Genomic DNA, 1,321 nt, shown 5'->3' with positions numbered 1-1,321 from the left:
GTTAAATATACAAAAGAAAATAATAAACATATTTGTATTCAAACGAATATGCAGAATAAAAACATTATCATCCGTATTATAGACCATGGCGTTGGAATACCTGAGTCAGATTTACCGTATGTACTCAATCGTTTTTATAGAGTAGATAAAGCAAGAAGCCGTAAACAGGGTGGAAATGGGCTTGGTCTTTCAATTGCAAAGCGTCTTGTGGAAAAGTACGGGGGAAACATCAATTTAACGAGCAAGGAAAGTGAAGGTACAGTTGTCACAATAACATTCCCTTGTACACGTTTATGAAATGAAAGCATGAGATACACATTGTATTTCATGCTTTTTTGATTGTGGTGTACTTGAATATCATTTTATTTGTTTCGATATTTTTAGTACATAAAAATATTAAGGTGCACAATTTGGAAATATAGTCCTTTGTGCGGAATAAAATCTTATTTCTTAATAATTTTTTTCGTATTCTTTTGTTAGAAATATTCGTACATGATGAAGACCAAAAATATCAATTTTATAGCGCCACTCAAAGGATCTGAGGTACTATACATATTTTTTTATAAAAAATGCTTAAGGTTTTGTCATATATTTTCTTGTTAAAATGAGAAACAAATGAGAAAAGTTTAAGACCATTTTCATATTGATGTTGTATACTGTGTAAAGCAATAGAGCTTGTACTTTTATTTTAAGTGCAATGAATGGAAATAGGGAGAGAATAATATGAATTACACAGTATTTCAATGGATTAATGATGTCGCCGGATCATCAGCACTTTTAGATAAGTTGATGATTACAATTACAAATAGTGCACCTTATGTGGCTATTCTTTTCATGCTTATTTTATGGTTCAATAATGGAAAAAAAGAGATAGCACTAGGAAAACAATATACAGTTTTATATAGTGTCCTTTCAATGGGTATCGCATTACTAATAAATGTTTTGATTCATGCGGTATATTATCATCCGCGCCCATTTATAACACATCATGTGCATCAATTGATACCACACGCAGCAGATTCATCATTTGTAAGTGATCATTCTGTACTTGTATTTTCAATTGCATTTACATTCCTTTTAAGAAGAGAAAAACTTAAATATATCGCTTTAGTATGGGCTATATTAGTAGGTGTATCACGTATTTATGTAGGTGTTCATTATCCAGCAGATGTAATCGGAGGAGCATTCCTTACATTTATCACAAGTGCTTTAATCATGCAAAGTACACGTAAATTAGAACCGTTAGCAAAAATTATTTTTCAAATATATGCGGCCGTAGCAAAACGAATTCCGTTTTTATCAAAATACAATCATATAGCTT

2 protein-coding genes are annotated in these 1,321 nt (G+C 31.0%); both read left to right on the top strand.

Features of this window, described 5'->3' with window-relative positions:
• Positions 1-297: sensor histidine kinase (locus V7183_RS24245; RefSeq protein ID WP_335361113.1), on the top strand; the 297-nt coding region annotated here is incomplete at its 5' end.
• 426 nt (positions 298-723) lie between these two features.
• On the top strand, positions 724-1,321 hold a 598-nt coding region (locus V7183_RS24240; RefSeq protein WP_335361112.1), incomplete at its 3' end, for an undecaprenyl-diphosphatase.

The organism is Bacillus sp. JJ1127 (assembly GCF_036965845.1).
Lineage (GTDB): Bacteria > Bacillota > Bacilli > Bacillales > Bacillaceae_G > Bacillus_A.
This window is presented reverse-complemented; position numbering and strand designations above follow the sequence as displayed.